This window comes from Methylobacterium radiodurans (assembly GCF_003173735.1).
GTDB classification, from domain to species: Bacteria; Pseudomonadota; Alphaproteobacteria; order Rhizobiales; family Beijerinckiaceae; genus Methylobacterium; species Methylobacterium radiodurans.
In genome coordinates, this window is record NZ_CP029551.1 from 3,931,866 (window position 1) to 3,956,771 (window position 24,906).

Annotated in this window: 23 protein-coding genes; 12 read left to right on the forward strand and 11 right to left on the reverse strand. The window is 72.5% G+C overall.

Annotation, left to right across the window (positions count from 1 at the left end; genetic code table 11):
• Positions 1-45: 45 nt before the first annotated feature.
• Both DK427_RS18420 and DK427_RS18425 read right to left on the reverse strand, forming a co-directional pair.
• Entirely contained in the window at positions 46-1,695 is a 1,650-nt protein-coding gene (locus DK427_RS18420) for a formylmethanofuran dehydrogenase subunit A (RefSeq protein ID WP_109952530.1), read from the reverse strand.
• Entirely contained in the window at positions 1,695-2,750 is a 1,056-nt protein-coding gene (locus tag DK427_RS18425) for a molybdopterin-binding domain-containing protein (RefSeq protein WP_109952531.1), read from the reverse strand. Before DK427_RS18425 ends, DK427_RS18420 begins: the two co-directional genes overlap by 1 nt.
• A 389-nt stretch (positions 2,751-3,139) precedes the next feature.
• Here DK427_RS18425 and DK427_RS18430 point away from each other — a divergent pair, with 389 nt between their 5' ends.
• The 7 genes from DK427_RS18430 (at position 3,140) to fae (ending at position 10,168) form a co-directional block, all read left to right on the forward strand.
• Positions 3,140-4,132, forward strand: coding sequence for a beta-ribofuranosylaminobenzene 5'-phosphate synthase family protein (locus DK427_RS18430; protein ID WP_109952532.1), 993 nt, complete (start codon positions 3,140-3,142; stop codon positions 4,130-4,132).
• Positions 4,133-4,288: 156 nt separating this feature from the next.
• A complete protein-coding gene (locus DK427_RS18435; protein WP_109952533.1) occupies positions 4,289-5,182 on the forward strand; it encodes an NADP-dependent methylenetetrahydromethanopterin/methylenetetrahydrofolate dehydrogenase in 894 nt (297 codons plus the stop codon).
• Between the two features lie 56 nt (positions 5,183-5,238).
• Positions 5,239-6,381, forward strand: a complete 1,143-nt coding sequence (locus DK427_RS18440) for an ATP-grasp domain-containing protein (protein ID WP_109952534.1) — start codon at positions 5,239-5,241, stop codon at positions 6,379-6,381.
• Positions 6,378-7,346, forward strand: a complete 969-nt coding sequence (mch, locus tag DK427_RS18445) for a methenyltetrahydromethanopterin cyclohydrolase (protein WP_109952535.1) — start codon at positions 6,378-6,380, stop codon at positions 7,344-7,346. The genes DK427_RS18440 and mch overlap by 4 nt, the downstream gene beginning before the upstream one ends.
• A gap of 241 nt (positions 7,347-7,587) precedes the next feature.
• Complete coding sequence (locus DK427_RS18450; protein ID WP_109952536.1) at positions 7,588-8,496, forward strand: ATP-grasp domain-containing protein; 909 nt, start codon at positions 7,588-7,590, stop codon at positions 8,494-8,496.
• Position 8,497: 1 nt separating this feature from the next.
• Positions 8,498-9,319, forward strand: a complete 822-nt coding sequence (locus DK427_RS18455; RefSeq protein WP_109952537.1) for a triphosphoribosyl-dephospho-CoA synthase — start codon at positions 8,498-8,500, stop codon at positions 9,317-9,319.
• A 336-nt stretch (positions 9,320-9,655) separates the two neighbouring features.
• On the forward strand, positions 9,656-10,168 hold the full coding sequence (gene fae, locus DK427_RS18460; RefSeq protein WP_066921708.1) for a 5,6,7,8-tetrahydromethanopterin hydro-lyase: 513 nt from the start codon (positions 9,656-9,658) through the stop codon (positions 10,166-10,168).
• Between the two features lie 281 nt (positions 10,169-10,449).
• On the opposite strand, the gene DK427_RS18465 is transcribed toward fae, so the two are convergent.
• Positions 10,450-10,767, reverse strand: coding sequence for a hypothetical protein (locus DK427_RS18465; RefSeq protein WP_204165186.1), 318 nt, complete (start codon positions 10,765-10,767; stop codon positions 10,450-10,452).
• 163 nt (positions 10,768-10,930) lie between these two features.
• Positions 10,931-11,431 carry a phasin gene (locus tag DK427_RS18470; RefSeq protein ID WP_109952539.1) on the reverse strand — a complete coding sequence of 167 codons (501 nt, stop codon included), beginning with the start codon at positions 11,429-11,431 and terminating at the stop codon, positions 10,931-10,933.
• A 280-nt stretch (positions 11,432-11,711) separates the two neighbouring features.
• On the opposite strand from DK427_RS18470, the gene DK427_RS18475 reads away from it, so the two are divergent.
• On the forward strand, positions 11,712-14,585 hold the full coding sequence (locus DK427_RS18475; protein ID WP_162559832.1) for a sensor histidine kinase: 2,874 nt from the start codon (positions 11,712-11,714) through the stop codon (positions 14,583-14,585).
• A 383-nt stretch (positions 14,586-14,968) separates the two neighbouring features.
• Here the strand turns inward: DK427_RS18475 and DK427_RS26755 are convergent, their stop codons facing one another.
• The 5 genes from DK427_RS26755 to cutA form a co-directional block, all read right to left on the reverse strand.
• On the reverse strand, positions 14,969-15,133 hold the full coding sequence (locus tag DK427_RS26755) for a hypothetical protein (protein ID WP_204165187.1): 165 nt from the start codon (positions 15,131-15,133) through the stop codon (positions 14,969-14,971).
• 121 nt (positions 15,134-15,254) lie between these two features.
• Positions 15,255-15,452, reverse strand: coding sequence for a hypothetical protein (locus DK427_RS18480; protein ID WP_109952541.1), 198 nt, complete (start codon positions 15,450-15,452; stop codon positions 15,255-15,257).
• Positions 15,453-15,504: 52 nt separating this feature from the next.
• Complete coding sequence (locus DK427_RS18485) at positions 15,505-15,867, reverse strand: DUF6481 family protein (RefSeq protein WP_109952542.1); 363 nt, start codon at positions 15,865-15,867, stop codon at positions 15,505-15,507.
• A gap of 127 nt (positions 15,868-15,994) precedes the next feature.
• A complete protein-coding gene (locus DK427_RS18490) occupies positions 15,995-16,204 on the reverse strand; it encodes a cold-shock protein (protein ID WP_109952543.1) in 210 nt (69 codons plus the stop codon).
• A 616-nt stretch (positions 16,205-16,820) separates the two neighbouring features.
• A complete protein-coding gene (cutA, locus tag DK427_RS18495) occupies positions 16,821-17,144 on the reverse strand; it encodes a divalent-cation tolerance protein CutA (protein ID WP_109952544.1) in 324 nt (107 codons plus the stop codon).
• Positions 17,145-17,246: 102 nt separating this feature from the next.
• Between cutA and DK427_RS18500 the strand changes: the two genes are divergently transcribed.
• The 3 genes from DK427_RS18500 (at position 17,247) to DK427_RS18510 (ending at position 20,213) form a co-directional block, all read left to right on the forward strand.
• Positions 17,247-18,011 carry an NAD kinase gene (locus DK427_RS18500; RefSeq protein WP_109952545.1) on the forward strand — a complete coding sequence of 255 codons (765 nt, stop codon included), beginning with the start codon at positions 17,247-17,249 and terminating at the stop codon, positions 18,009-18,011.
• 107 nt (positions 18,012-18,118) lie between these two features.
• A complete protein-coding gene (locus DK427_RS18505) occupies positions 18,119-18,925 on the forward strand; it encodes a class I SAM-dependent methyltransferase (RefSeq protein WP_109952546.1) in 807 nt (268 codons plus the stop codon).
• Between the two features lie 16 nt (positions 18,926-18,941).
• Positions 18,942-20,213, forward strand: a complete 1,272-nt coding sequence (locus DK427_RS18510; protein WP_109952547.1) for a glycosyltransferase family 4 protein — start codon at positions 18,942-18,944, stop codon at positions 20,211-20,213.
• 59 nt (positions 20,214-20,272) lie between these two features.
• Here the strand turns inward: DK427_RS18510 and DK427_RS18515 are convergent, their stop codons facing one another.
• Positions 20,273-20,611, reverse strand: a complete 339-nt coding sequence (locus DK427_RS18515) for a DUF3140 domain-containing protein (protein ID WP_109952548.1) — start codon at positions 20,609-20,611, stop codon at positions 20,273-20,275.
• Positions 20,612-20,833: 222 nt separating this feature from the next.
• Between DK427_RS18515 and prfB the strand changes: the two genes are divergently transcribed.
• Positions 20,834-21,962 (forward strand): peptide chain release factor 2 gene (gene prfB, locus DK427_RS18520; RefSeq protein ID WP_109952549.1). Its coding sequence is split into 2 segments (ribosomal slippage): positions 20,834-20,902 and positions 20,904-21,962, totalling 1,128 coding nucleotides; the frame shifts between segments, so codons are not numbered across the junction.
• 240 nt (positions 21,963-22,202) lie between these two features.
• On the opposite strand, the gene acnA is transcribed toward prfB, so the two are convergent.
• Complete coding sequence (gene acnA, locus DK427_RS18525; RefSeq protein ID WP_109952550.1) at positions 22,203-24,902, reverse strand: aconitate hydratase AcnA; 2,700 nt, start codon at positions 24,900-24,902, stop codon at positions 22,203-22,205.
• Positions 24,903-24,906 lie beyond the last annotated feature (4 nt).

Below are 24,906 nucleotides of genomic sequence, written 5' to 3' on the forward strand. Positions count from 1 at the left end.
AAAGCCGCATCGGCCCCTCGGATCCGCGGAGCATCCGCGACAGCGTCACGCCCGGCATGCCACGTCCTCGAACACGGGCTTGTCCTTCGCGAACGCCGCCTCCGGCACCGCGAAGCTGTCGAGGCCCTGGCCGTAGCGGTCCTGCAGGTAGGTCTCGGTGCGCCGCTCCATCGCCCGGTCGGACTCGACGGTGAGCGACAGGGACCGGCCCGCGCGCCAGTCCACGACCTGCCCGTCCTCGACGATGACGTGGCCGTCCTTGAGCACGAACTTGGCCGCGGTGAACATCGCGGTCCGGTCCGGGTCGTCGCGGTAGATTGCGATGTCGGCGCGTCCCCCCGCGCGCAGGTGCCCGCGGTCGTCGAGGCCCAGCAGCTTGGCCGGCCCCGAGCGGGTGAGCTGGGCGATCTCCGAGAAGCTGTACTCGCGCTCGATCGTGGCGATCTCCGAGCGCTCCTTCACGATGGCCGGCAGCGTCGCGATCTCGCGGTCGCGCGCCTCCTTGTCCATCAAGAGGTGGATGATGCGCGGGTACTGGGTGAAGGGGCCGCCGTTCGGGTGGTCGGTGGTGAGGATGGTGCGCTCGGGGTCCCCTGAGAGCAGCATGATCTCCAGGCCGATCGCCCATTGCAGCGAACTCGTCGGGCCCTTCGGCCGGTACAGGAACGGCACCACGCCGCCCCCTTCCGCGTCGCCCGCGTTCAGCACCCACTTCTTCGGCTTCGCGCCCTTGCGGCCGCCGAACTGGCGCAGGATGTCGAGCGAGACCGTGACCGTCTGGCCGAACACCACCTGGCCGATATCGAGGCTCGCCTGCGGGTTCGCCATCATGGCGTCCACGATGCGCCTTGCCGCCGAGCGGAAACCGCCGGTCATCGGGTTCTCGGGGTCCGAGACGCCGTAGGCGTAGAACTGGGCGTGCGCGAAGTGGATACGCCGCCCCTCAGCCGCGTCGAGCGTGGCGATCAGCGAATCGTCGGCGCCGGGAAGCCCGAGATTGTTGCAGTGGACGTGGAGCGGGTGCGGCACGCCGATCTCCTCGACCGCGTCGAGGAGCGCGCCCATGATCTTGCGCGTCGAGAGCCCGTAGCAGGGGATCTCGTCGTCGAGGCTGAGCTTGAGCGCGCCGTCCTTGAAGGCCGAGGCGCCGCCTGCGTTGATGCACTTGACGCCGAGGCCCCGCGAGGCCGCGACGTTGAGCGCCACGAGGTCGCGCACCGCGGCCCTGCCCTCTCCGTCCCGCAGGATCTGCAGGAGGTGGTCGTCGTTGCCGAGCACGGTCAGCGCGCCGCGGTCGAGCAGGGGGATGTCGGCGAGTTCGAGCTGGGTCGCGAGCGCGTGGACCGGCGGCATCGCGGGCTCGACGGCGGTGGTGTAGCCCATCCGCGCGTAGGTGGCGCCGATCCAGCCGGCCGCGCCTCCCGCATGCGCGAAGGGATGACCCTCGGGCGCGGCCTCGCTCACGTAGAGCTCAGGCAGCAGCAGGCGCGAGGTGACGACGTTGCCGCCCGCGATGTGCGAGTGCACCTCGACGCCGCCCGCCATCACCACGCAGCCGGAGGCATCGAGGGTCTGGTCGGGCTTGGCGCCCGGCGGGGGCTCGACGATGCGGCCGTCCTCGACCCAGACGTCGCCCACCGCGTCGCGGCCGGCGGTCGGATCGACGACCCGACCGCCCTGGATCCGGATCAGCATCAGGAGTCCTTCCTGTTCGCGGGGGCCCTGCTGGCGAGGGCGTTGCGGCCGGCGACGGCCGCCGCGATGCGCACGATGATCTCGGCGGCGCTCGGCAGGTCGCCCGCCTGCTCGGGCGCGCGGTAGCTCAGGCCGGCGCGGCCCTCGTTCCAGAGCACGCCGCCGGTCTCCCGGCCGGGCTCGCCCACCCGGATCACCACCTCGGCGATGTCGGGCGAGGCCTCGCCGCCCACCAGTGCCACGGCGGGCAGGGTCTTCAGCCAGTCCGGCCGCGCGGTCGGCAGGCTGGCGAGCCAGAGCGCGACGTCGGCCTCGCCGGCTTCCACCTGGCGGGCGGCGTCGAAGCGCCAGGGATCCTGCTCGGGGACGCGCCGGCCGAAGCCGACGCGGGTGGCCTGTCCCGTCGTCCAGGCCGCGACTTGGAGGGCGGCGCGGTCCTGGGTGCCGTCGCCCAGCGAGAGCGCGAAGCAGCGGGTGGCCTCGTTGAGGTCCATCACCAGCCCCTGCAGCATCTCGATGCCGAGCGTGCCGAGCTCGCCCGGATCGTACAGCACGGCGCCGTAGAGCGCGGCGGACAGCGCCCGGGCGGTCTCCGAGAGTTCGGCGTCGGAGGTCATGTGGCCGCGGGCATGGGCCCGCAGATGCGCGAGCCGGACCGCGAGATCTCCGGTCCCGGGAAGCGACAGGACGCGGCGCTCCGCGCCCGCGGCACGGCCGCGCACCGGCTTCGTCGCCCGCAGGCGCTCGACCAGCGGGCTCCTGCCGGGCGCCTCGCCCACCAGCAGCACCGCGTCGGCCCGGCCGACCACCTCGGCGGGCGGGGCCTGCATGGCGCCGACCCGGGCCAGCGCCCCGAGATCGGCGTAGGTCGCCTCGCCGCCCGCGCTGTCGACGGAGGCGCCGATGCGCCCGGCGAGATCGTAGGCGGCGCGGATCGCCGCCACCTCGGCGTTGAGGCCGGCGAAGACCGGCGCGCGCGCGGACGACAGGAGCGCGGCCGCCGCTTCCACGGCGGCGTCGGCGTCGGTCGCCCCACCCTTGACCCAGGCTGCCATCCACCCTCGCGTGTTTTATCGTTGGGCCGCGCGCATCGCAGGCTCGTCGCTGCGCGGGGGCGGTCGCCTAAGACCGATGCCGCCGGGCCGCGCGGTCGGGCCCGGCGTGCCGGAATGGCCTGCCCGCCGGGTGGGCCGCACCCGCGGCGCGGCCACGGCACAACCCTCGGCGGACGGCATCCGGGCCGCCTCGAGGGCAGGTTTGCATTGCGCGGCCCCAGCAGGCAAGGCCCTCGCGCGCCGATTCGCATCCCGGCGGGCACCGGTTGCCCGCCGGACGCCCGCATGTGAGAAGCCGGCGCCCGCCGATACGGAACTCCGCGGGCGGTGCGGGCGCTCTAGACCAGACCACGCGGGCCGGACCGCGCGACGAGCCGAGGAGAGACCGGGTGCCCGAACTGCCGAGCCGGAGCGAGCCCGCGGCGGGACCGGCGGGAGCCGTCACGGTCGAGGCCCCCGCCCGGCTGCATTTCGGATTCCTCGACCTGCACGGGGGCCTCGGGCGCCGCTTCGGCAGCGTCGGGCTCGCCATCGACGCGCCGGCCCTCCGGCTCACCGCCGAGCCGGCGCCCGAGCCCGCGGCCGATGGACCGGAGGCGGAGCGGGTGCTGGGCTATATCCGGGCGGCAGCCGGCCATCTCGGTGTGGGCGAGGGCGTGCGGATCCGGGTCTCGGAGGCGATCCCCGCCCATGCGGGCTTCGGCTCGGGCACGCAACTCGCGCTCGCGGTCGCCGCGGCGCTCGCCCGGCTGCACGGAAGGGCCTTCGCGCCGGAGGACTTTTCCAACGCCCTCGATCGCGGCAACCGCTCAGGGGTGGGCCTGCGCGCCTTCACGGAGGGCGGCCTGATCGTCGATGGCGGCCGCGACGCGACCGGCGCCCCGCCCCCGGTCGTCGCCCGCCTCCCCTACCCGGAGGCGTGGCGGGTGGTGCTGATCCTCGACGAGGCGATGACCGGCGTGCACGGCACCCGCGAGGTCGAAGCATTTCGCGATCTTCCGCGTTTCCCCGAGGAACAGGCCGCCGAGATCTGCCGGATCGTGCTGATGCAGGTGCTTCCGGCCGCCGTCACCGCCGAGCCCGAGGCCTTCGGGGCGGGAATCACGCGGATCCAGCGGCTCGTCGGCGATCATTTCGCGCCCCACCAGGGCGGGCGCTTCGCGAGCCCCGCCGTGGCCGAGGCCTTGGCCCGGATCGCGGAGCTCGGCATCTCCGGCTACGGCCAGAGTTCCTGGGGGCCGACCGGCTTCGCGCTGGTGCCGGACGAGCGCCGGGCGCGCGCCCTCGTCGCCGACCTGGAGGCGCGCGCGGCCGGGGCCGGGCGCCTGCGCTTCGTCGTCGCCCGCGGACGCAACACCGGGGCGAGCGTCTCGGCCGCCTGACCTCCGCGCCCGATCCCTGCCCTGCGGGCAAGGGTTGCGTCAGGGGGTGGTAGGCGCCGGGCGCGGCGCACCTTAGAAGCCCGGCTTAAGGGTTTGCGCGATATGTAACGGTGCGCGACGCCCGAAGAGCCCGCCGAAGACGACGAGGAGACGACCATGGCCCGCTCGATCCTGCACATGCTCACGCCGCTCAAGCACATGAGCCCCTTCGACGTGAACATGGCGATCGATGCCGGCTTCGAGACCATCGTCACCTACACGGACGTGACGCTGCCCGACGTCGTCTCTCTGACCCAGGACTCGATCTTCTCCCGCGCACCGGAGGACGGGGTGCGCACCGGCCTCTTCATCGGCGGCAAGAACGCCGAGGACGCCCTCGACATGGTGGACCGGGCCAAGAAAGCCTTCGTCCCCCCCTTCGCCAACCACATCTTCGCCGACCCGGCCGGTTCCTTCACCACGGGCGCCGCGATGGTGGCGCAGGTGGCGCGCGCGCTCCGCCAGCGGCACGGCACCGATCTCAAGGGCAAGCGCATCGTGATCTTCGGGGGCGCCGGCGTCGTCGCCTACGTGGCGGCGGTGATCGGGGCGCTCGAAGGGGCGAAGTCCGTGCTCGTCGGCCATGACGGCGAGGAGCGCGTCTCGAAGATCGCCTTCACCATGAAGTGGCGCTTCGGCATCGAGGTGGATGCCGTCGACGGCACCGCGCCCGAGGACCGGCGCCGGGCGATCGCCGACGCCGACGTGATCCTCTCGGCCGGGCCCGCCGGCATCCCGATCCTCTCGGCGGAGGATCTCGAATCCGCGCCCAAGCTGCTCGTCGCCTCCGATGTCAACGCGGTGCCGCCCGCCGGCATCGCGGGCATCGACGTGAACGCGATCGACGTGCCGCTCCCCACGGGCAAGGGGATCGGCATCGGCGCGCTCGCGGTCGGCAACGTGAAGTACCAGACCCAGTGCCGCCTGTTCCGCCGCATGCTCCAGGCCGACCAGCCGCTCTGCCTCGATTTCCGCGACGCCTACGAACTTGCCGTCGAGGTGACGGGCTGACCTGGAGCGGCCGGGCGCGCGCCCTCCCCGCAGAGGGTGGAGGGAGAGCGGCGGTCGTGACCGACGCCATCCTCATCGCGGCCCAGTCCGGCCGGGCCCTCGCGCAGGCCGCCCGGCGGGCCGGCCTGCGCCCGCTCGTCGCCGACCTGTTCGGTGACGCCGACACCCTCGAGCTCGCGGAGGCCTACCGCCCCCTGCCCGGCCGGTTCGGCTCGGGGCGGGTCGGCGGGTCGGCCCTGCTCGACGCTCTCGACGATCTCACGGCAGAGGCCGGCCGGCGTCCGGTCGGTGTGGTGCTCGGCAGCGGCTTCGAGGGAGCGCCCGACCTGATGGGGGGCATCGCAGCCCGCCACCGCCTGCTCGGCGCCGCGCCCGCTTCCGTCGCGGCGCTCAAGGACCCGTTCCGCCTCGCGGCGCTCTGCGTGGAACTCGCGATCCCGCACCCGGCGGTCGCGGTGGAGCCGCGGCCCGACCCGGCGAACTGGCTCTGCAAGCGCGTCGGCGGCTCCGGGGGCAGTCATATCCGCCGGGCGGGACGGGGCCGGGCCCCGCCGGGCGCGTATTTCCAGGCCCGGGTACCGGGCCGGCCGCACGCCCTGAATTTTCTGAGCGACGGGCGCGAGATCCGGGTGCTGGCGCTCACCGAGCAATGGTGCGCCCCCTCCCCGCTCCGGCCGTTCCGCTACGCCGGGGCGCTGGCCCGCGGCGCGGCCGAGGCCCCGCCCGTTCAGCCCGCCATCGCCGCGGAGATCGCGGGCGCGGTCGCCCGGCTCGTCGCCCGCACCGGGCTCCGCGGCCTCGCCAGCGCCGACTGCCTCGTGGCCGAGACGGGCTGGTGGCTCACCGAGATCAATCCCCGTCCCGGCGCCACCCTCGACGTGCTCGACCGGCGCGCGACGCCGCTCCTCCTCGCCCATCTGGCGGCAAGCCGCGGAGGCATGCCGCCCGTCGATTCGCAACCGGTTGATGCGGCAGCCGCCGAGATCTGTTACGCGGACCGGGACCTCGCGCCCGTGCCGGCCCACGCCTGGCCGGACCACGTGCGCGACCGTCCCCGCGCCGGCACCACGGTGCGGCGGGACGCGCCGCTCTGCACCGTGCTGGCCACGGGCGCGGACGCGGCGGCAACCAGAGAAACGCTGCGGGCGCGGGCGACGGCGCTGCGGACCGCGCTCGCGCAGGAGGAAGCCCCCGGATGAGCACCCAGTACCCGAGTCTCAACGCGCTGAGCGCCCCCCTGGTCGAGCGCCTCGTGGCGGATGCCGGCCTGCTCCGGCTCGACGTCCGGCAGGAGCCCGGCGGCGCCCGCATGGTCGATGCCGGCGCCAGCGCCCGCGGCTCGATCGAGGCGGGCCGGCGCATCGCCGAGATCTGCCTCGGGGGGCTCGGCACCGTGAGCATCAGCCCAACCGGGCCGATCGCCGCCTGGCCGAACTCGGTGGTGGTGCATGCCGCCGACCCGGTCCTCGCCTGCCTGGGCAGCCAGTACGCGGGCTGGAGTCTCGCGGACGAGACGGGTGATTCGGGCTTCTTCGCCCTCGGCTCGGGCCCGGGCCGCGCGGTGGCGACCGTCGAGGAACTCTACACCGAGCTCGCCTACAAGGATTCCGCCACGCACACCGCCCTGGTCTTGGAGGCCGCGGGCGGTCCCCCGTCGAGCGTCGTCGCCAAGGTGGCGGAGGCCACGGGGATCGCGCCCGAGAACCTCACCTTCATCTTCGCCCCGACGCAGAGCCTCGCCGGCGCCACCCAGGTGGTGGCCCGCGTGCTGGAGGTGGCGCTGCACAAGGCCCACACGGTCGGCTTCGACCTGCACGCCATCGTGGACGGCATCGGCACGGCCCCGCTCTCGCCGCAGCACCCGGACTTCATCAAGGCGATGGGCCGCACCAACGACGCCATCATCTACGGCGGCCGGGTGCAGCTCTTCGTGGACGCGGACGACGCCGACGCCAAGCAGCTCGCCGAGCAGCTGCCCTCGACCACCTCGGCCGACCACGGCGCGCCCTTCGCCGACATCTTCGGGCGGGTGAACGGCGACTTCTACAAGATCGACGGCGCCCTGTTCTCGCCGGCCGAGGCCATCGTCACCTCGGTGCGCACCGGCGCGACCTTCCGGGGCGGGCGGCTGGAGCCGACGCTGGTCGAGGCCTCGTTCGCGTAAGCGCAACTCTCCCTCCCCCTCTGCGGGGGAGGGTGGCGCCCGAAGGGCGACGGGCTGGGGCGAAGTCCCGCAAGGGGGAGCCCCGCTTCCGGTACAGGCGCACCCTTCGTCAGCGTCGGTGCCCTCATCTGCACCGTCGCTCCCCTCTCTGCGGGACTTTGTCCCGAACCGACCCTCGCCGACGCGAGGGCCACCCTCCCCCGCAAGGGGGGAGGGCTGATGTCGCGGATGTTTTGACCCCATGCGCATCGGGCTCGCGGCCGACAACGGCAACTGGCACAAGAACCGCCTGCTGGCGGCGCTCCGCGCGCTCGGGGTCGAGCCGGTGCTGTTCTCGCTGGCCGACGTCGCGGTGGTCACCTCGGCGGCCGAGCCGCTGCGGGTGCCGGGCTTCTCCGACGCCCTGCCGGACGGCGTCCTGCTCCGCACCATCGCGGGCGGCACCTTCGAGGCCACCACGATGCGGCTCGGCGTGCTGCACGCGCTGGTCGCCTCCGGCGTCACGGTCTGGAACCACCCGGTCGCGATCGAGCGCTCCGTCGACAAGGCGGCGACCTCGCTGCTCGTCGCGCGCGCCGGCCTGCCGACCCCCGAGACCTGGGTGTTCTCCAGGCGCGAGGCCGCCGCGGACTGCATCACCCGCGAGGCGCGGCCGGGCCGGCCGCTGGTGCTCAAGCCCCTGTTCGGTTCGCAAGGGGAAGGGCTGATGCTGGTCGAGCGCCCGGAGGACCTGCCCGACGAGGCGGCCGTCTCCCGCGTCTACTACCTGCAGCGCTACGTGCCGCGCGCCGACGGGCTCTGGCGCGACTACCGGGTCTTCGTCTGCGAGGGCCGGGCGGTCGCCGGCATGATCCGCGAGGGCGACGGCTGGATCACCAACGTGCACCGGGGCGGCCGGCCGCTGGCCTGGGCGATGCCGGCCCGCGCGGCCGAGCTCGCCGAGGCCGCGGCGGCGGCCGTCGGCGTCGACTATACCGGCATCGACCTCGTGGAAGACGGGAACGGCGGCTACCTCGTGCTGGAGGTGAACTCGATGCCCGCCTGGTCCGGCCTGCAGCAGGTCTGCGAGACCGACATCGCCACAGCGGTCTGCCGCGGCTTCCTGGCGGCGGTGCGGGGCGCGCACCGCCCGGCGCGGGTCGTCGCCTGAGATGCCGGGTCTTCCCCCCGCTCAGATCGCGACGCTCTACCGCGCGGCCTGCCTCGCCGAACTCGACGCGCTGAAGCCCGGCAACGTCCACGCCTTCGCGGCCGGCCACCGCATGGCGGTTTCCGACTTCGTCGCCAGCGCCGAGGTCTCGGCCCCCCCGCTCGCCGCGGCGGGTGCCCGGGTCGGCGCCCGGGTGCTCGGCGGCGTCGCCGCCACCAGGGAGGCGGTCGGGCAGAACACGAATCTCGGCATCCTGCTGCTCTGTGCCCCGCTCGCCCGCGCGGCCGAGCGGTGCGAGAGCGTCGCCGCGGTGCTCGCCGACCTTGACGCGCGCGATGCGCAGGACGTCTTCGCGGCGATCCGCCAAGCCAATCCCGGCGGGCTCGGGCAGGCGGGCCGCCACGACGTCGCGGAGGCGGCGCCCCCGTCCCTGCTCGACGCCATGTCGGAGGCCGCCTCCCGGGACGCGATCGCCCGCGCCTACGTCGACGGCTTCGCCGATCTCGACGCGATCGGGCTGCCGGCGCTCGCGGCCGCGCGCGGGGCGGGTCTCGGGCCGACCTGGTGCACCACTGCCGTGCACCTCGCCTACCTCGCCGCGGTGGAGGACAGCCACGTCCGCCGCAAGCACGGCCCCGAGGTCGCCGCTGCGGTGAGGGCCCGGGCCGAGGCAGTCCGGACGGAGATCGATCTTCGGACGGAGCCGGTCGCCGCGCTCCTCGCTCTCGACCGTGCCCTGAAGGCGCGCGGCATCAATCCGGGCACGAGCGCCGATTTCACGGTCGCGACTCTGTTCGCCGAGGCCCTGCGCGCGGCCGCGTAGCCGAGCTGGCGGTGCCAAGACTGCGGAGCCAAGACGGCGCGCAAGAGGGCCCCGCGGCGACCCGCGATGTCGCAGATGGGACTTGACGAAAGCCCCGGTCCGACCATGCGGAACTGTACCCGCCGGCCCGCGCCGGCCATTGCAAAGATTTATCGATTTCAGCGCCTTGCCCAGGGTTGTGACAGGCAGGGGCCCGCTGTAGGGTCCGCGCCGCTATCCGGGCAAACCGGTGCGGCCCCGCGAGGGCGCCGCGCGTCGCAAACAAGGATGGCTCCCCGGCTGTGGCCCTGCCCTTAGCCGCAGCCCTACACTTGGAATTCCAGGGAGAGACCCCGAATGGCGAAGATCACCAAGGTTCAGGTCGGCGAGGCTCTCGTCGGCGACGGCAACGAGGTCGCCCACATCGACCTCATCATCGGACCGCGCGGCTCGCCGGCCGAGACGGCTTTCTGCAACGGCCTCGTGAACAACAAGCACGGCTTCACCAGCCTGCTCGCGGTCATCGCGCCGAACCTGCCGTGCAAGCCGAACACGCTGATGTTCAACAAGGTCACCATCAACGACGCCCGTCAGGCCGTCCAGATGTTCGGCCCCGCCCAGCACGGCGTCGCCAAGGCCGTGCAGGACTGCGTCGCCGAGGGCATCATCCCGGCCGACGAGGCCGACGACCTCTACATCCTGGTCGGCGTGTTCATCCACTGGGAGGCGGCCGACGACGCCAAGATCCAGCAGTACAACTACGAGGCCACCAAGCTCTCGATCCAGCGCGCCGTGAACGGTGAGCCGAAGGCTTCGACGGTCACCGAGCAGCGCAACTCGGCCTCGCACCCCTTCGCCGCGAACGCTTAGATCGGGGACAGTCCTGGGCAGAGCGCGCCTCCGCCCGCACCGCGGGGCCTGCTCCAGCGACTGGCATCCATCTTCCTCGGCCGCTAGGGCGAGGCCTCGAAACGGGACGGCGGGAGCCGTCCCGTTTTTCGTTTCAGGTACGGACGGTCACCGTGCCCTGACATCAGCCGCTCTCCCTCCCCCGCACAGGAGGGTGGGTGTTGTGAGTGTCCGACACCCGTTATGTGCTTGCGATAGCCCGGCGGCGGAAGGATACCGCACCGCGTGCGGCGTTCCGCCGATCAGGGCACCACGCGGCCGACGGCGGTCTGAGGCGCGCTCAGCGGGGCGAGCGGCAGGTCGCAGAAGCAGCGCGCGCCGAGCGGGCGCGGGCCCGGCAGCGGGCAGGAGAAGGGCTGCGGCCCGGTCAGGCCGCGCTGGACCGCGTCGCAATTGAGCCCGACCGCCCGGCGCGGCGGCGGCGGCGGCGGCGCGTAGGGGCGATCCTCGTAGGTGCCCCGCCGCGGAGGCGCGTCGTAATACTGCGCCTGCGCGCTCCCGGCCGCCAGAAGTCCGGCGAGCGCGCCGGTCGCGAGACCGAATCCGCGGATCTGCCGCATGGCTCTCTCCATCCTGCACCGGCGGAAGCGCCGGGTCCGGAACCCGTCTTCGCGGCAATACGGGCGAAAGTGCGGGCGTTCCGGACGTGGAACGGCCCGCCGCGGAGGAACGGGCGGGCCGTCGATGGTTCGTCGAGGCCGCGCGGTGCGCGGCCGCCTGAGCTCAGTAGCCCGACTTCTCGGCGGTGTTCTGGGCGGCGTGCTGCGCGTCCTGGGCGGTCTGCTGGGCCGCGTTGGCGCCCTGCTCCATCGCCTTGCGGGCCTGGTCGGCGCTCTCCTGCATGGCGCTCTTGGCGCGCTCGGCGCCCTGCTGCATCGCGCTCTGGGCGAGGCCGCTGAACTCCTTGGCCTGCGACTGGATCGCCGCGAACTGGCTGCGGACGAACTCGGCCTGATGCTGCATCGCCTCCTGGAGATCGCGCGAGCGCACAAGCTTCTGGGCGAGGTCGAAGGCGGCGTTCACGTTCTGCTCGGCGTACTCAAAGCCGCGGGCGGAGACGTCCTGAGCGTTGGTCCGGGCGAGTTCCGCGGAGCCGTGCACAGTGTCGGCGGTGCGGCGGGCGGCGCCGATGAAGCTGTCGAAGGCCTTGCGCGCCTGCTCGACGCTCTTCTCGGCGAAGTCGCGCATCTCGGTCGGCACTTCGTAGGTCGGGTTGGTGCTCATGTCGTCTCCTCTTGATTCGCGTCCTCAGGACGTCCTGCCAGGACGCATTGTGCAGTGCACAATAGCACGTGCGCCGCCAAATGCCAGCCCCCGGGCCCCACGCGGGCAGCGCCATTAAGGTTGACATGACGTAAACGTGTGACGCGACATTGAAGTGTCCAGCGGCCGGCCGGGCCGGGGCGCTAAGAAAGACTGCCGACGTCAGATTTTTGCCGCTAAACGGGGCCGGATGGCCGGGGGCGCAGGGTTGAACGACAGGGACAGCAGCGGCTCTGGGACCGTGCCGGCACCCGACGCCGCCTGGGATACCAACTGGGATGACTCCTGGGACGGCGAGCCGCCCAGCGCCGGGGGCGCCCGCCTCGTGCTCGCGGAGGACGGTGCGCGGGTGCTGCGCGCCGAGCCCGGCGCGAGCGGCCTCGTGCGCGCCCTCGCGCCGGAGGGTGCGCTGCCGCCCGCCATCGCCCGGCAGATCCGCCGGGGTGTCGAGGCTGGGCGCGGTCCCCGGATGCTGCGCCTGCGCCTCGATCCGCGCGGGATCGCGCCGCCGACCCTCTGCCGCGCCGTGCAGGGCCGGGCGGCGGACGGAAGCGGCCTGATCCTGCTGGCGGTGATCGGAACGCTGCCGGCCCTGCGCGCCGCGCCCGCTCCGGTCCGGGTGCCCGACGCAGCTCCGGCCGCGTCGCCCGACGAAGATCCCAACCCATCGCCGCCCTCGGCCGTCCCCTCGCCCACCGCCTCGGAGCCGGACGCGCCGCGCCCGGGCGACCGCTTCCTCTGGCGGAGCGACGCCGCGGACGCGCTCACCCAGGTCTCCGGCGGGGGCGACGCACTCGCCGGCCTCGTCGGCGCGTCCTGGGCCGACCTCGCCGGCTCGGGCCGGCTCGACGAGGCTGCCGCCTTCCTCGACGCGCTGGCGCAGCGCCGCACCTTCCGCGGGCTCGGGGCTGTCCTCGCGCTCGACGACGGCCTCGCGGTCGCCGCCGACCTGTCGGGCGCCCCCCTCGGCCGGCCGGGCCAGGCCTTCCAGGGCTACGGCGGCTTCGGCATCGTGCGCGCCGTTGGCAAACGGGAGGCCGACGGTGCCGCGGCGGCGCCCCAGACGCCCGTCGCCGGCGCGGCCGCGACCGCGGTCCGGGAGGACGCGGTCGGGCACCGGGACGCCGCGGGCGCGGCGGAGACAGAGGACCTGGCCGAGGTCGTCTCCAAGCCTGCCCTCGAGCCTGCCGAGCCCGCATCCGTGCCCCGAGAGCCGGATGCCCTCGCCGCGTCCTACCCGCTGGCCCCGCCCTTCGGTCCGGGCCTGGGCGCCGACACGGTCGCGATGGCCACGATGGCCGCCCCGCTCCTCGCCGCCTGGCTCCGGCAGGACTGGTTCGGCCCGCCCGCCCGGATCTCCGACCCGGTGCCTGCGCAAGGGCTCGTCCAAGGGCCTGTCCAAGAACCTGTCCAAGGGCCTGTCCAAGAGCCGGCCGCCGTGCAGGCGCCCGTGCCTGCGGCGGCCAACCCTGCGGCGACGCTGGATCCCGCGCCGATGATCGCGGATCGTCCGGAGGACGGGCCGGAGCCTGACCCCGTGGCGGAGGAGGCCGAACCACCGGCATCCGCGCTCTCGATGAGCGAGCACGACGCCTTCCGGGAGATCGCGCGCGCGCTCGGCGTGCGCTACGCGGGCGACGCGGTGGACGCGGCCTCCGAGGGAGCGCCCGCCGACCCGGCCGAGCGGGGTGCGGTGATGCCCTTCTCGTTCGCCGCCCCCACCGCCCGGCCCGAGCCGGAGCCGGCGGCGCTGCTCGACGGGGTGCCGGGCCCGCTCCTCCTGCTCCGCGGACCCGAGATCCTGGCGGCCAACCGGGCCTTCCTCGATCTCGCCGGCTACCCGGATCTCGCCGCGCTCCGGGCGGCGGGGCTCGCGCGGCTGTTCCCGGCCCCGCTGCCCGATCCGCTCCCGGAGGGCGCGACGCGGGCCCTGCAAACCCGGAACGGCACCGTCCGGACCGTCGCGCTCGCCCAAGGCGCGATGCCCTGGCCCGGCGGGCCGGCCGCCTGCCTGCTGCTCCGCCCGCTCGCGGAGGCGACGTCGGACGGGCCGGCTCTTGCGCCCGCCACTCGGCCCGCCCTGCCGCTCCCGGGCCGGGAAGCCGAGCCCGGCGCCGATGCCGACACCCTGGGCGCCGCCCTCGACGCGGTGGCCGAGGGGGTCGTCGTGGCCGATGCGGCGGGCCGGGTCCTGGCGCTCAACCGGGCCGCGGCGGATCTCCTCGGCCGCGACCCCCGCGCCGCGCGCGGCGCGGCGCTCGGCGACCTCCTGCCCGGGGCGGATGAGGGCCCGGACGGCGCGATCGCGATAGATGGCCGGCGTCTCGCCCTGCACTCCGCCGCCCTCGGCGCGGGGCGGCGGGCGCTGTTGCTGCGGCCGGAGCCGCCGCCGCCGGAGGGCCCGGGTTTCGTGGCCCGCTTCCTCGCCCAGCTCGACCGCGAGATCCGCACGCCGCTGACCGGCATCCTGGGCTTCGTCGACGTGATGCTGAAGGAGCCCTACGGGCCGCTCGGCCACGCCCGCTACCGCTCCTATCTCAGCGATGTCCGAGCCTCGGGCGAGCAGGTCCTCGGCCTCGTCGCCGACCTCGTGGACCTCGCCACCGTCGAGACCGGGGGGCTGCCCATGAGCCGCCGGCCCCTGCCGCTGAACGACCTCGTCGCGGCTTGCGTCGCCGAGATGCAGGCCGAGGCCGCCCGCGGCCGGATCGTGCTGCGCACGAGCTTCGCCGAGGACCTGGCGCCGCTGGAGGCGGACGAGCCGTCGCTGGCGCGCGCCGCGCGCCTCGTCATCGGCAACGCGATCCGGCTCACCGGCGCGGGCGGGCAGGTCATCGTCTCGACGAACCCGGCCGAGCGCGGCGGCGTGGCGCTGCGGGTGCGCGACACCGGCACCGGCATGAGCCCGGAGGAGATTGCCTTCGCGCTGGAGCCGTTCCGCGGCCGTCCCGAGGCCGGCGGCCTCGACGGTACCCAGGCGGGAGCCGGCCTCGGCCTGCCGCTGAGCCGGGCGCTGGTCGAGGCCAATGACGGGCGCCTCTCCATCTCCAGCCGCAAGGACGAGGGCACCCTGGTCGAGATCCTCCTGCCGGGCCGCGCCGCCCGTTACGGCTAGGACGCCCGATGCCGGCGCCGTCCCCCAGCGCCTGTACGGCCTGCGCGCCCCCCACTGGGTTCGAGCAGCACAATCGGGTTGCCGCGCCACTCCGCCCGTCGGCCGGCTGTGCCCGTCGCCGGGCGGGACGCGCCCGCTTCCAGCCAGGGGACGGATCTCAGGGCGCGGAGCCGGCGGCTTGCAGGAACGAGGCGCCGTAGAGCGCGACGGCTGCGATGAGGAGAAGGGAGAGCGTCAGACGCATGGGGCCTCGTCGGCGGGTTTCGGCCGACGCTCCGGGACAAGCGCGGCTTTCCGCGCGCGATCCCGTGCGCGATGGCCGGGCTGAGGCGTCCTGGTGGCCCGTTCCACGACTGTCGGCTGGACGGGCCCGAAATCGCCTCTCAGGCCGGCTGCGTCGGCTCGGGCTTCGAACGGCGTGGCGCTTTCTTGCGCTGGTCGTCGGGCCTGCGCGGGTCCGGCTTGTCGGCCAGGAGCTGCTTCACGCGCGCGTTGAAGTCGTCCGTCGAGACGGACGACGCCCGGCCTGTGTTGAGTGTGCGTGCCATGTCCGGCCTCCATCGACGCCCAAGGCACAGGATCGCGCGGAGGGAACGATTGTAAATGGGTGCTGGGACGCGGCTTTGCGAGCCTGTCCCGGCAATGGAACCGGCTGAAGAGCGGGCTTTATCACGAGGCGAGCGTCATCTCACCTTCGCGCATGACCCGCTCGCCGGCCGCGGACTTGACGCGATACGAGACCTCGCCCGTCCGATCCTCCGGCATCAAGCGCACCACGACGAAGAGAGCGCCCGGGACGCCACCGGCATCGGCGTAGCCGATCCTGGCCTGCCTGACGTGCTGACCGATCTTGAACTTGTGGGACATCGGACCTCCTTGAGATCTCGGCTGAGGGCGGGTGCCGCTCCTCGGCGGCGGGTCAGCGACGGGCCTTGGCCTTCCGGGCGGCGAAGCGCGCGTCGCGGGCGGCCTTCTGGGCGGCGGCGAGTTGTGCCTGCTGCTCGGCGCGCTCGGCGGCGAGGCGCGCGACCTCGGCGGCTTGGCGCTCCAGCTCGGCGGCCGCCTCGGCGGCGCGACGGGCCTCCGCGGCTTGGCGGGCCGCCTCCCGCTCCGCCACCCTGACCTCACGGGCCTGGACGATCGCCCGGCGAGCGGCCTGCCGTGCGAGGACGGTCGGGTCGTCGGCCCCGGGCCGGGCCCGGAGACGGGCGATGGTGGCCTCCCGCGCCTTTGCGGCGGCGGCGAGACGATCGACGAGTTGGTTCTCTTTGAATTGACCCACGTGGACTCCCTGAACGGACCGCACCCGCGGCGGATGGGAAAGTAGGAGGGAAGCCGCTCCGGCCGGAGCGATCTCCCGAAGCGTCGGTTCCGCCGAGGCGAGGCTCAGGCGGAGCCGGAGGCCGACCTCAGGCCGCCTTCAGGTTTCCGGCCGATTGCTTGCCGGTGCGGCGGTCGGTCTCCATCTCGAAGGCGATGCGCTGGCCCTCGCTGAGGGTCTGCATGCCGGACCGCTCGACGGCCGAGATGTGCACGAAGACGTCCTTGCTGCCGTCCTCGGGCTGGATGAAGCCGAAGCCCTTGGTGCCGTTGAACCACTTCACGGTGCCGATGGTCATGGGAATTCCTCTGGTCTGGATGTTGGTCAGGATGTCTGGTCGGATCGTCGATGCGTCTCGGGCGACCCGAGGGTCAGCCGATGGCCTCCAGGACGATCCTGCGCAGTTCTTCGCGGGACAGGCCGCAGGATTGGGGCCTCCACGGCGCCGGGCCGGAGACGGGCCGCACGGTCGCCTGCGGACGGAGCTGTGCCGTCGCGGGCCTCGGATCGGGGATGGAATGCATGGGTGTCCATAGGCCGTGTCGGCTCTGGGCGCGGCACGGCGGGCGTATTTCGGAGCGTTGCGCGACGCGGCGTGCAACGGGCGCGCCGCAGGTCGTGCGGCGATCAAACGTCGATGGAAGCGGAAAACCGGACTCGGCGCTCGATTAAGAGCAAGAGAGCGGGCCGACAGGATCTGGTCCGATGGATCGATACGTACAGATCGTCAGGAAAATTATCAAGCGAAATTTCAGAAAAAGCTCGTGGTTATTTGATTTTTATCATCGGAATTGGCTGAATTTCACGGCTATCGTGTTGGGAAACAGCGGCGTAGGCCGCTTCGATTGTCCGGATCCGAAGGGGACGGGGCGAGTCGGCGCCCTCGCCCGCGATCCGCCGTCCGCGTGGGCTCGTCAGGCGGCGCCCGTCTCGGCCAGGATCCAGGCGAGCGTATCGGGATCGGCCCCCTCCACGGCCAAGTGCAGGATGATCGGCGTCTCGTAGGGATGGCGCGCCTTGAGCGCCGCCGCGAGCGCGGGCCCGAGCCCCTCGCGGCTCTTGACCAGGGCCACCACCTCCGCGCCCCGCTCGACCGCGCCCTTCCAGGCGTAGACCGAGCGCATCCCCGGCAGGACGTTGACGCAGGCGGCGAGCCGGTCGCGCACGAGGCTCTCGCCGACCGCGAGCGCGGTCTCGGCATCGGCGAATGTGGTATAGACGAGGAGCGCGCGCTCCATGCTATGGCTCTCCCCAGAGGATGGGACCGGGCAGGTGGCGCCGGGATTCAGGCGCGCCGGTGCGCCGGCGTCAACCCGGGGACGAGGGCGGATCCGACGCGCATGCGCTTCCAGAAGATCGCCTTCATCGCGAGCCCGACGCCGGATGCGCGCGAGGCCGCCGAGACCCTGATGCGGCGCTACGACAACGTGCCCCCCGAGGAGGCCGACGTGGTGGTGGCGCTCGGCGGCGACGGCCTGATGCTGCAGGCGCTGCACCGCTTCATGGACATCGCCAAGCCGATCTACGGCATGAACCGCGGCACCGTCGGCTTCCTGATGAACGAGTACCGGGGCGACGGCCTTCTGGAGCGCCTGGAGGCCGCCCATCGCAGCGTGATCCATCCCCTGCTGATGGAGGCGCGCGACACCGAGGGGCGCGGCCACACCGCGCGGGCGATCAACGAGGTCTACCTGCTGCGCCAGACCCACCAGACCGCCAAGCTGAAGATCGCCATCGACGGGCAGGTGCGGCTGGAGGAGCTGATCGCCGACGGCGTGCTCTGCGCCACCGCCGCGGGCTCGACCGCCTACAACTTCTCGGTCGGGGGGCCGATCCTGCCGCTCAACGCCAAGCTGCTCGCGCTGACCCCGATCTCGGCCTTCCGTCCCCGGCGCTGGCGCGGCGCGCTCCTGCCCGACTACGCCCGCATCCGGGTCGAGGTGCTCGACGCCGCCCACCGCCCCGTCGCGGCGGTGGCCGACCACACCGAGTTCCGCCGGGTCTGCACCGTCGAGACTTGGCTCGACCGGGCGACCGAGCTCGTCCTGCTGCACGATCCCGGCCACAGCCTCGACGAGCGCATCCTGCGCGAGCAGTTCGGCTGACGGTAGCGCGCCGGACGGAGAAGGGTTTTTCGTTAACCCTCGATCTTTGCGGAGTGTTGAGCCGCCCGTGGCCAGTCTTCGGCGATCAGACGCCGAAGGCCGTGCCCATGACCGTCCACGTGACCCCGCCTCCGACCTTCCGCGACCCCTGCCCGGCCGCCCCAGCGCCGGAGGGCCTGCGGGCGGTCGCCGACGGGCTCGGCTATTCCTCGGACTGGAACTGGGCCTGGGAGAACTACAAGCCGATGGTGCTGGCCCTGGCGCAGGGCTACGGCCTGCGACGGCACCTCGAGATCGGCGGGGGGCGCGACCCGCTCTTCACGCCGGACGAACTCGGCCGCCACGGCTTCTCGGTGACGCTCAACGACATCTCCGAGCACGAGCTGATGCTGGCGCCGCCGGCCTTCGCCAAGCTGCGCTGCGACATCGCCGCACCCGACACGGTGGACCGCGTCGGGCGCGAGCGCTTCGACTTCGCCTATTGCCGCATGGTGATGGAGCACGTGCCCGACGTCGCCCGGATGTGGCGCAATGTCCACGACATCCTGGCGCCGGGCGGCGTGGCGCTGAGCTTCTTCCCGACCCTGTTCGCGCCGCCCTTCGTGCTGAACGAGCTGATGCCCGAGCGCCTGTCCCGGGCGATCGTCCACACCCTGTTCCCGGACCGGCACGACGACGGCGACAACCCGAAATTCCCGGCCCACTACAACCTCTGCCGCGGCTCCGAGGCGCCGCTGGTGCCGCTGCTCCGCGAGATCGGGTTCCGCGAGGTGATCGTGCTGCCGTTCTACGGCTACAGCTACTTCTGGAAGATCCCGGGCGTCCGCCAAGTCGATGCCGCCTTCACCCGCCTCGCCCGCGCCCGCGACTGGCGCGCCGTCACGAGCTTCGCCTACGTGGTGGCGCGCAAGTAGGAGAGGAGCCGACCCCATGCAGATCGTGCTGGTGGCCGACCACGCCTACATCAACGGCGGACAGGCCAAGGTGGTGGTGGAGAGCGCGCTGGGGCTCGCCGCCCGCGGCCACGTTGTCACCGTCTTCGCGGCGGTGGGGCCGGCCGATCCCCGGCTCGCGGATGCCGGCGTGGCGGTGGTTCTCACCGACCAGGTCGACGTGATGAACACGCGCTCGCTCACCCGGTTCGGCGCGCAGTGGCTCTGGAACGGCACGGCCGCCGCGCGCCTGCGGGCCCTGCTCGCCGGGCTCGACCCGCGCGCCAGCGTGGTCCACGTCCATGGCTGGGCCAAGGCGCTCTCGCCCTCCATCGGACCGGTGCTGCGCGGCTGCGGCTTGCCGGTGGTGTTCACGCTGCACGAGTACTACCTCGCCTGCCCGAACGGCGGCTTCTACGACTATCCCGTCTCGGCCCCCTGCCACCGCAAGCCCGGCTCGCCGGCCTGCCTCGCGCACAATTGCGATTCCCGCAGCTACGCCCGCAAGCTGATGCGGGTCGGCCGGCACTGGCTGATGCAGGGGACGGGGCTCGCCCGGAGCGCCGACGCGGTCGTCACGATCAGCCGCCTGCAGCGGGCCGCGATGGCACCCTACCTGCCCGCCGACACCCGCTTCGCCGAGGTCGGCAACCCGGTCGACGTCGCCCCGCTCGGGCGCCGGACGGGCGCGCCCGGCGGCTTCGTCTTCGTCGGCCGGATCTCGCCCGAGAAGGGCCCGCTCCTCTTCGCCGAGGCGGCGCGCCGGGCCGGATTGCCCGCGACCTTCGTGGGCGACGGGCCGCAGGCTGACGAGATCCGGGCGCGCTACCCCGAGGCCCGCATCCTCGGCTGGAAGGCGCCCGCCGAGGTGCACGCCCTGATGCGGGACGCCCGCGCCCTGGTCTTCCCCTCCGTCTGGTACGAGGGCCAGCCGCTCACCGTGCTGGAGGCGCAGGCTCTGGGCCTGCCCGTCATCGTCAGCGACGTCTGCGCCGGCCGCGAGGCGGTGGCGGACGGGGTCACCGGGCTGTGGTTCCGCTCAGGGAGCGCCGACGCGCTGGCCGACGCGATGCGGCGCCTCGCCGACGACGCCCTGGCGCGGGCGATGTCGGATGCGGCCTACGACCGCTTCTGGGCCGACCCGCTGACGCTCGACCGCCATCTCGACGGGCTGGAGGGGGTCTATGCGGGCGTGCTGCGGGAGGCGGAGACGGTTGCCGCCGGGTCGGGGACGTACCGCGCGGAGACGCTTGGGGCTGCCCTGCGCTGACACGCGCGTCGTCTCCCTCCCCCTTCTGCCGGGGAGGGAAGAGCGGTGCGGTGCGACGCTCAATCCTTCTGCGGGTCGTGTCCCCAGTTCATCAGCGACATGCGCCAGGCCGAATCCGGGTCGTTGCGGGCCTTGCCGCCCTGCTTCAGGTGCCGGTGGACGTAGCCCACCACCTTGCGCATCGCCGCGTAGTCGTCGTCCGAGAGGTCGGCCTTCTTCTTGTCCTTGATCTCCAGGATGCGCCGTCCCATCGCGTGGCCGGTCGACTCGTCCCCGTCGGTCTTCTGGCCGACCTCGCGGCTCGCCTCGCTGTCGAGGTGCTTCCTCAGCGCGGCCGGCGTCATGTTCACGGCCTCGTTGAACGCCTTCCAGGTCTCGGCGTGATCGGTCTCGGCCATCGGGCGTCTCCTCGTGCGCGTGTGTCGGGCGATCAACGCCGCACAGCCCTGCCCGTCCGGCCCCGCGCCGCGATCATCCGTGCGGTGCGGCGACGCAGGGACGGGATCCGGAGCCGGGATCCGAGGTGGCGCGGCCTCGATCCTTTACGGCGGGGGCAGTGGCCGGTATCACCCCGGACCGGCCCCGTGCGGGGACCGCCGCCACGAAAAGCGAAACACAAGATGCGCGCCGAGATCGAGCAAGCCTCGGATGCCGCCAAGCAGTCTATAGGGCTGCTGAGGAGGCATCTTTGACTGGGACACCGTCGATAAACGCCTCGCGGAGCTGAACGCCGCTTCCGAGAACCCTGACCTCTGGAACGATCCGGAGGCCGCCCAGAAGGTCATGCGCGAGCGCCAGCAGCTCGACGAGGCCGTCACCGCGATCAAGAAGCTGGAGCGCGACCTCGAGGACGGCGCCACGCTGATCGAGCTCGGCGAGATGGAGGGCGACGAGGCCTCGATCCGCGAGGGCGAGGCCGCCATCCGGGCCGTCGAGAAGGAGGCCGCGAGCCGGCAGGTCGAGACCCTGCTCTCGGGCGAGGCCGACGGCTTCGACACCTACCTCGAAGTCCATGCGGGCGCGGGCGGCACCGAGAGCCAGGACTGGGCCAACATGCTCCAGCGCATGTACGCCCGCTGGGCCGAGCGCCGGAAGTTCAAGGTCGACGTGGTCGAGATGACTGACGGCGACGAGGCCGGGATCAAGGGCGCCACGCTCCTGATCAAGGGCCACAATGCCTATGGCTGGCTCAAGACCGAGTCGGGCGTGCACCGGCTGGTCCGCATATCGCCCTACGATTCCAACGCGCGCCGCCACACCAGCTTCGCATCCGTCTGGGTCTACCCGGTCATCGACGATCGGATCGAGATCGAGATCAAGGAATCGGACTGCCGCATCGACACCTACCGCTCGTCCGGTGCGGGCGGGCAGCACGTCAACACCACCGACTCGGCCGTGCGCATCACGCACAACCCGACCGGCATCGTGGTGGCCTGTCAGCAGGAGCGCTCGCAGCACAAGAACCGGGCAACCGCCTGGAACATGCTGCGCGCCCGCCTCTACGAGGCCGAGCTGAAGAAGCGCGAGGAGAAGGCCAACGCCGAGGCCGCCGCCAAGACGGATATCGGCTGGGGCCACCAGATCCGCTCCTACGTGCTGCAGCCCTATCAGCTGGTGAAGGACTTGCGCACCGGCACGCAGTCGACCGACCCTGACGAGGTACTCGACGGCGACCTCGACCCGTTCATGGAGGCCTCGCTCGCCCAGCGGGTCTACGGTGGCGGTGAGGCGGTCGAGGACATCGACTGACGGAGAGGAGCCCGGCCCGTCAGAGGGGACCGGGACCACGAGGCGTGCGCCCCCACGACGCTCTCCCTCCCCCGCAGAGGGGGGAGGGAGAGCGCGCGCGTTCTGCCACCGCGCCGCGTGAAGGCGCCGAAGCAAGGGCGTTACGGACTTCCCTTCTCGACCGCACTCCCCTGAACGCGCGAGGGCCGCGCCGGATGACCCGGCGCGGCCCTCGTCACATCGGCTTGGCCTATGTCCGCCTTACGCCGCGAGCGAGCGCAGCACGTAAGGCAGGATGCCGCCGTTGCGGAAGTACTCGAGCTCGTCGAGCGTATCGATCCGGCAGGTCAGCGGGACTTGCCTGACCGAGCCGTCGGCGGACGTGATCTCGGCGGTCAGCGTCTGACGCGGCTTCAGCTCGCCGGCCAGTCCCTTGATCGTGACGGTCTCGTCGCCCTTCAGGCCGAGCGACTGCCAGCTCGTGTCACCCTGGAAGACCAGCGGCACCACGCCCATGCCGACGAGGTTCGAGCGGTGGATGCGCTCGAAGCTCTCGGCCACCACGGCGCGCACGCCCAAGAGCTTCGTGCCCTTGGCCGCCCAGTCGCGCGACGAGCCCGTGCCGTACTCCTTGCCGGCGAAGATCACCAGCGGCGTGCCGGACTCGGCGTATTTCTGCGCCGCGTCGTAGATGAACATCTTCTCGCCGGTCGGCTGGAAGTGCGTCCACCCGCCCTCGACCACGTTGCCGGCCGCGTCCTTCACCATCTGGTTCTTGATGCGGATGTTGGCGAAGGTGCCCCGCATCATCACCTCGTGGTTGCCGCGCCGCGTGCCGTACTGGTTGAAGTCCTGCACGCGCACCTGATGCGACTGCAGGTACTCGCCGGCCGGCGAGGCCGCGCGGATGTTGCCCGCGGGGGAGATGTGGTCGGTGGTGATCGAGTCGAGGAAGAGGCCGAGGATCCGGGCGCCCTCGATGTCGGTGACGGGCTTGGGTTCCTTCTCCATCCCGACGAAGTAGGGCGGGTTCTGCACGTAGGTCGAGCCGCCGTTCCACGCGAAGGTCTCGGCCTCGGTGACCTCGACGCCCTTCCAGTTCTGGTCGCCGCCGAACACGTCGGCGTAGCGGCTCTTGAACAGCTCCGAGGTGATGTTCTCCTCGATGAACGCGGCGACCTCGGCCGAGGAGGGCCAGATGTCCTTGAGGTAGACGGGCTGGCCGTCGCTGCCCTTGCCGAGCGGCTCCTTGGTGAGGTCCACCTGGAGCGAGCCGGCGAGCGCGTAGGCCACCACCAGCGGCGGCGAGGCGAGGTAGTTCGCGCGCACGTCCGGGTTCACGCGGCCCTCGAAGTTGCGGTTGCCCGAGAGCACGGCCGCCGCGACCACGTCGTTGTCGTTGATCGCCTTCGAGATCGGGGCAGGCAGGGGCCCCGAATTGCCGATGCAGGTGGTGCAGCCGAAGCCGACGAGGTTGAAGCCGAGCGCGTCGAGCGGCTTCTGCAGGCCGGCCTTCTCAAGGTACTCGGCGACCACCTGGGATCCGGGCGCCAGCGAGGTCTTCACCCAGGGCTTCGAGGTCAGGCCCTTGGCGACCGCGTTGCGGGCGAGAAGCCCCGCGCCGATCATCACGCTCGGGTTCGAGGTGTTGGTGCAGCTCGTGATCGCGGCGATCACCACGTCGCCGTGGCCGATGTCGTAGTTCGTGCCCTCGACGGCGTAGCGCGAGGCGATGTCGGCGGCGCGCTTGAACTCGCTCTCCATCGAGGCGGCAAAGCCCGTCTTGGCGTCGGCGAGCAGCACCCGGTCCTGCGGGCGCTTCGGGCCGGCGAGCGAGGGCTGCACGTCGCCCATGTCGAGTTCGAGCGTGTCGGTGAAGACCGGATCGGGCGTGGCCGCGTCGCGCCACATGCCCTGCGCCTTGGCGTAGGCCTCGACCAGCGCGATACGGTCGTCGGCGCGGCCGGTGACCTTCAGGAAGTCGATGGTCTTCTGGTCGACGGGGAAGAAGCCGCAGGTCGCGCCGTACTCGGGCGCCATGTTGGAGATCGTGGCGCGGTCGGCGACCGGCATGTCGTCGAGGCCGGGGCCGTAGAACTCCACGAACTTGCCGACCACGCCCTTCTTGCGCAGCATCTGCGTCACGGTGAGCACGAGGTCCGTCGCGGTGGTGCCCTCTGGCAGCTTGCCGGAGAGCTTGAAGCCGACGACCTCGGGGATCAGCATCGAGAGCGGCTGGCCGAGCATGGCGGCCTCGGCCTCGATGCCGCCGACGCCCCAGCCCAGCACGGCCAGGCCGTTGACCATCGTGGTGTGCGAATCGGTGCCGACGAGGCTGTCCGGATAGGCGATCTCAGCGCCGTCCTCGCTGCGCGTCCACACGGTCTGCGACAGGTATTCGAGATTGACCTGATGGCAGATGCCGGTGCCCGGGGGCACCACAGAGAAGTTGTCGAAGGCCGACTGACCCCACTTCAGGAAGGTGTAGCGCTCGCCGTTGCGGGCGTATTCGAGCGCGACGTTCTCGTCGAGCGCCTTCGGGGTGCCGAACTCGTCCACGATCACCGAGTGATCGATCACCAGATCGACCGGCACCAGCGGGTTGATCTTCTGCGGGTCGCCGCCGAGCGCCACCATGGCGTCGCGCATGGCGGCCAGATCCACCACGGCGGGCACGCCGGTGAAGTCCTGCATCAGCACGCGCGAGGGGCGGAAGGCGATCTCGGTCTCGGTCTTGCCGCGGTTGCCGAGCCAGGCCACGGCCGCCTCGACATCCGCCTTGCGGACCGAACGGTCGTCCTCGAAGCGCAGCAGGTTCTCCAGCAGCACCTTCATCGAGAAGGGCAGCGAGGCCGCGTCCGCGAGGCCGTTCTTCTGGGCTTCGGGAATCGAGTAGTAGGTGTAGGTCTTGCCCCCGGCCTCCAGGGTCTGGCGGGACTTGAAGCTGTCGAGTGATGCCACGGCT